The 4361-nt window shown below is 65.5% G+C and carries 5 protein-coding genes; 2 read left to right on the top strand and 3 right to left on the bottom strand.

Annotation, left to right across the window (positions count from 1 at the left end):
• On the bottom strand, nt 1-778 hold a 778-nt coding region (locus tag IC66_RS0111400), incomplete at its 3' end, for an MFS transporter (protein WP_157158043.1).
• Between the two features lie 29 nt (nt 779-807).
• Complete coding sequence (locus IC66_RS0111405; RefSeq protein ID WP_038947695.1) at nt 808-2121, bottom strand: HlyD family secretion protein; 1314 nt, start codon at nt 2119-2121, stop codon at nt 808-810.
• Nucleotides 2122-2317: 196 nt separating this feature from the next.
• Here IC66_RS0111405 and IC66_RS0111410 point away from each other — a divergent pair, with 196 nt between their 5' ends.
• Complete coding sequence (locus IC66_RS0111410) at nt 2318-2953, top strand: TetR/AcrR family transcriptional regulator (RefSeq protein WP_038947696.1); 636 nt, start codon at nt 2318-2320, stop codon at nt 2951-2953.
• 44 nt (nt 2954-2997) lie between these two features.
• A complete protein-coding gene (locus tag IC66_RS0111415) occupies nt 2998-3333 on the top strand; it encodes a DUF6665 family protein (RefSeq protein WP_038947698.1) in 336 nt (111 codons plus the stop codon).
• A 127-nt stretch (nt 3334-3460) separates the two neighbouring features.
• Here IC66_RS0111415 and IC66_RS0111420 read toward each other — a convergent pair.
• On the bottom strand, nt 3461-4361 hold a 901-nt coding region (locus IC66_RS0111420), incomplete at its 5' end, for an extensin-like domain-containing protein (protein ID WP_038947699.1).

The raw sequence follows: 4361 nt of genomic DNA on the forward strand, positions 1-4361 counted from the left end.
CGATCGCCGAGATCGCGCAGATCCAGGCGCAGATCGCGACCGAGGTATCCTGCATCCATTCATATTGCGGCCCCTCCTCCAGCACATATTCCAGCGTGCCGAGGAAGCCCGCCATGAACAACAGACCCCACCAGTCGAAGCGGTCGAGCAGCTCGAAATGCGGCTCGTCGAAATCGACCAGCGCCAGCACGCCCAGGGTGATGCCGATGCCGGGCACGACGTTGATGAAGAACAGCCAGTTCCACGACATCAGATCGGTGATGTAGCCGCCGACCGTCGGTCCGATGGTCGGCGCCAGCGTCGCGACCAGCCCGATGATGGGGCCGACGATGTGGAATTTGGAGCGCGGAAAAACGGTATAGGCCGAGGCGAACACCGTCGGGATCATGCCGGCGCCGAGAAAGCCCTGCAGCGCGCGCCAGAGGATCATCTCCTCGATGGTTGTGGCGAAGCCGCAGAGCAGGCTCGAGGCGGTGAAGCCAGCCGCAGAGATCGCGAACAACAGCCGCGTGCCGAAGGCGCGCGACAGGAATCCGGACAGCGGGATCGCAATGACCTCCGCAATCAGATAGGCGGTCTGGACCCAGGAGACCTCGCTGGAGCTCGCTGACAATCCGGCCTGGATTTCGCTCAGGGAGGCCGAGACGATCTGGATGTCCAGGATCGACATGAACATCCCGAACACCATGATGATGAAAGCGAACAACCGCTTCGGCGCGATGCGCTCCGAATCGCGGTCCGCCATCATGGCGGGTGAAGCGGTGGTGGCGTTGGCCATGGTCTGACCTCGCAGCGCTGAGGCTGTGGCTACTGCGGGTGGATCGCGGTGGGATCGTCGAGGTCGACCTCGCTGTCGGCGTCGGCCGCGCCCTTGTTGGTGTCGACGGTCGCATAGACCGACATGCCGGCGCGGAGCAGGTTCTGCTTCGCCACCGACTTTGGCACGCGAATGCGGACCGGCACGCGCTGCACGATCTTGGTGAAGTTGCCGGTGGCGTTGTCGGGCGGCAGCAGCGTGAACACCGAGCCCGCGCCCGCCGCGATGCTGTCGACGACGCCGGAGAACTTGCGCATGCCGTAGGCATCGACCTTGATCGTCACCGACTGGCCGGGACGGATGCGCTTGAGCTGCGTTTCCTTGAAATTGGCGTCGATATAGACGGCGTCCAGCGGCACGATGTTGCCGAGGCGCTGGCCGACCGCGACAAAGTCGCCGGCGTTGACCAGGCGATTGGAGAACGTACCGTCGACCGGCGCGCGCACCGCGGTGAAGCTGAGATCGCGCTCGGCCTTGGCGAGCGTGGTCTTGAGCTCGGCGAGCTGGGCCTGGGCTTCGGCCTGCTGCGCCTTGGCGACATCGACATTACTGATTGCAACGTCGTATGCGGCCTGCGCGGCCTTGACTGCGGCGGCGCCCTGGTCGCGTCCGGCTTCCGAGCTCTCGAAGGTGGCGCGCGAGGCAAACCCCTTGTTGCTCAGGGCCTGCTGGCGCTCATAGTCGAGATCGGCGCGCTTGAGGCCCGCTTCAGCCGAGACGAGTTGCGCCTTGGCCTGCGCCACCTGGCTGTCGAGCGCGGCGACCTGGCGGCCGATGCGATCGATGGTGGCCTGCTGGGTTGCGATCCTGGTCGCGGCGGCATCGACCGCGATCTTGTAATCCCCGTCATCGATGCGGAAGACAATGTCGCCCGCTTTCACGGTCGTGTTGTCGCCGGCAAGGATCGAGGCGATGTGGCCGGAGACGCGCGCGCCCAGCATGGTGTTGTTGGCGCGGACATAGGCGTCATCGGTGGAGATGTAGAAGCGGCCAACCAGCGTGTAGTAGCCGGCATAGCTCGCGGCCGCGAGCGCCAGCACGAGGCCGACGCCCATCAGGACGAACTTGCGCTTGCCGGATTTGGGAGCGCCGGCGGCAGGTGCCTCCGGCGCAGGTGCGACCGGCTTGTCGGTCACGGGCTTCTCCGGCGCCTCGGCGGTGCGGCGCCTGGCTTCCTCGGCCACGTGAGAGCGCAATTGCTCGGCAAGGGGTGCAGCGTTCTCGATCGCAGCATCACCGTCCGCGTGCTCCTCCACCGTTTCCTGGCGAAGGACGCGCGCAGCCTGGTCTCTCGATACGGCCATAAAGGCCTCCCCAAAAAAGCGCGATCAAAGAGACAGCCGGCGTGCGGCCTGTTCCCTCTCGCTAATCCAAATATCATTGACCGAACGGTTCGGTCAATATACATAATAATCCCGGCCGGACCCTACTGACGAGAATCCTTTATTCGGGTTTCATGGCCGCAGACCCGACTCAAAAACCTGCCGAGACCCTGAACCAATGGTTGTAGCCGGCCGCGATCATCTGCACGTCATCCAGGAGGAGGACGGCTCCAAACGTCGCCAGATCCTGGACGGCGCCCGCAAAGTGTTCATGGATCTTGGCTTCGACGGCGCCAGCATGGGCGAGATCGCGCGCGCCGCGCAGGTCTCCAAGGGCACGCTCTACGTCTACTTCGCCGACAAAAGCGCGCTGTTTGAAGCCATCCTCGAGCAGGAGGCGCTCCAGTACGGCCAGGTCGTGTTCAATTTCGATCCGGCGCGCGATGCCGAGACCACGCTGAAGGAGTTCGGCCGGGCCTATATCCATCTGCTCTGCCGGCCCGGCGGCGGATCGGCGATCCGCACCGTGATGGCGATCGCCGAGCGCATGCCCGATGTCGGCCGCCGCTATTATGCGCGGGTGCTGGACAAGTCGATCAACCGCCTCTCCGACTATCTCAAAGCCCATGTCGCCTCGGGCCATCTCAAGATCGACGATTGCAACCTTGCCGCCTCCCAGTTCATGGAGCTGTGCAAGGCGTCCCTCTTTCTGCCCTTCGTGTTCCAGGCCGCGCCCGCGCCGTCGGAACAGCGCATGACCGAGGTCGTCGACAGTGCGACGCGGATGTTTATGGCGGCATACAAGGCGAAGTAGCTGCGCGTTGCGCAGGCCCGTCAGGCGGCACTATATTTGCGGTCATGTCCCGTGATCTTCGCCCGCCCGTCGATATCCTCCATTACGAGATCGTTCAGGAACAGGCCTCGGCGCTTGGACGGATGGGCCGCACACTCGAACAGGCGCTAACCCGCTTGCGCGAGTTCGACGCCGCCCACGCGCTCTCGGAGCTGCCGGCCTCGATGCAACCGGCCAGGCGCAAGCTGGTGATGGAAGCCGGTCAGGCGCTCTGGATGTTCGTGGTGCAGCGTGAGGCGACCGGTCTGCGCGACAGCCGCCATATCATGCGCACCTACAATGTCCCGGGCGAGGTGCAGCTCTGCATGGGGTTGGTCCCCGCACCGGCGAAGCGGACGTAGATCGTAGCCCGCGTGAGTGCAGCGATATGCGGGACCACTATCCCCGGATATCGCGGAGCCTGTCATCGGGCCGGCGCTTCGCGCCGACCCGTTGGCTCATCCGGGCGACAAGAGCAGCTGCGTCCGTCTAATCGTCGGCGTAATCGTCTTCCTCGCGCTTGTGCCCCGTGCTCTTGCGCACACCGAGCGAGCCGGTCACGGAAGGCTCGCGCGCATTCGCGTACGGCCTGCGCGACTGCGCGCGCGAGGCCACCTCTTCACCGGAGACGGCGGCGGGCTGACAGATCAGGCGGCGGCTGGCACGGCGCATCAGATCGACGTGGATGTGATCGTAGTGATAGACGTTCGACCCCGGCGCGAGCACGGTGGTGAAATGCGCGCAAGCGCCCGACTGTACGTCGCGCAAAAATCCCTGCTCCTCCGGCATGCCGCGCCAGCCGTCCTTCACGGTGACGCGGCGGCCGTCGGCGAGCACGAAGGCGGCAATGTCGAGCGCGTTGCCGAAGGCGTGTTCGGAGATGTGAGAATGCGGATTGCCGTTCATGCCGCGGCAGGAATAGGCGGAGATCTGCTTGATCTCGGCGACGCGGACGCCGAACCAGCGCATCGCTGAAGGCTGCACGGTGTCGGCGAGCCAGCGGTCGAGCTCGGACACGATCGGACAGGCGAGCGTCGCGGTCGGCTTGATCGCGACCGGACCGACGGCCGTGACGGGATTGCCCTGCGCCGGGCCAAGGCGCGGCGGCGGCTGCTGCGCCGGCGCCTGCGAGTAAGGTGCCGGCCGCGCCGGATAGCTCGGCGAATTCATGTAGCGCGCCGCGCCCGCGGCATCGGTACCGTCGGGCGGCAGGTCGATCTCGTCCTCCTGCGCCGCCACGCCGGGCGCGTTCAGTAACACCGGCCCGCTTGAGCTGCCATAGCCGGAGGGTTGGCGCACCGCGCTTTCGGGATAGTTCGATCGTTGCGGATAGGACGATGCCGGATAGTTCTGGCTCTGCGGCGTAGTCGACCGCGGCTGCGTCACCGGC

This window comes from Bradyrhizobium genomosp. III (assembly GCF_000261705.1).
In the GTDB taxonomy this organism is placed as follows: Bacteria; Pseudomonadota; Alphaproteobacteria; order Rhizobiales; family Xanthobacteraceae; genus Bradyrhizobium; species Bradyrhizobium ottawaense.

Coding starts and splice junctions, on each gene's coding strand:
- IC66_RS0111405 (WP_038947695.1), bottom strand. CDS start 2,121: ATGGCCGTATCGAGAGACCAGGCTGCGCGCGTCCTTCGCCAGGAAACG.
- IC66_RS0111410 (WP_038947696.1), top strand. CDS start 2,318: ATGGTTGTAGCCGGCCGCGATCATCTGCACGTCATCCAGGAGGAGGAC.
- IC66_RS0111415 (WP_038947698.1), top strand. CDS start 2,998: ATGTCCCGTGATCTTCGCCCGCCCGTCGATATCCTCCATTACGAGATC.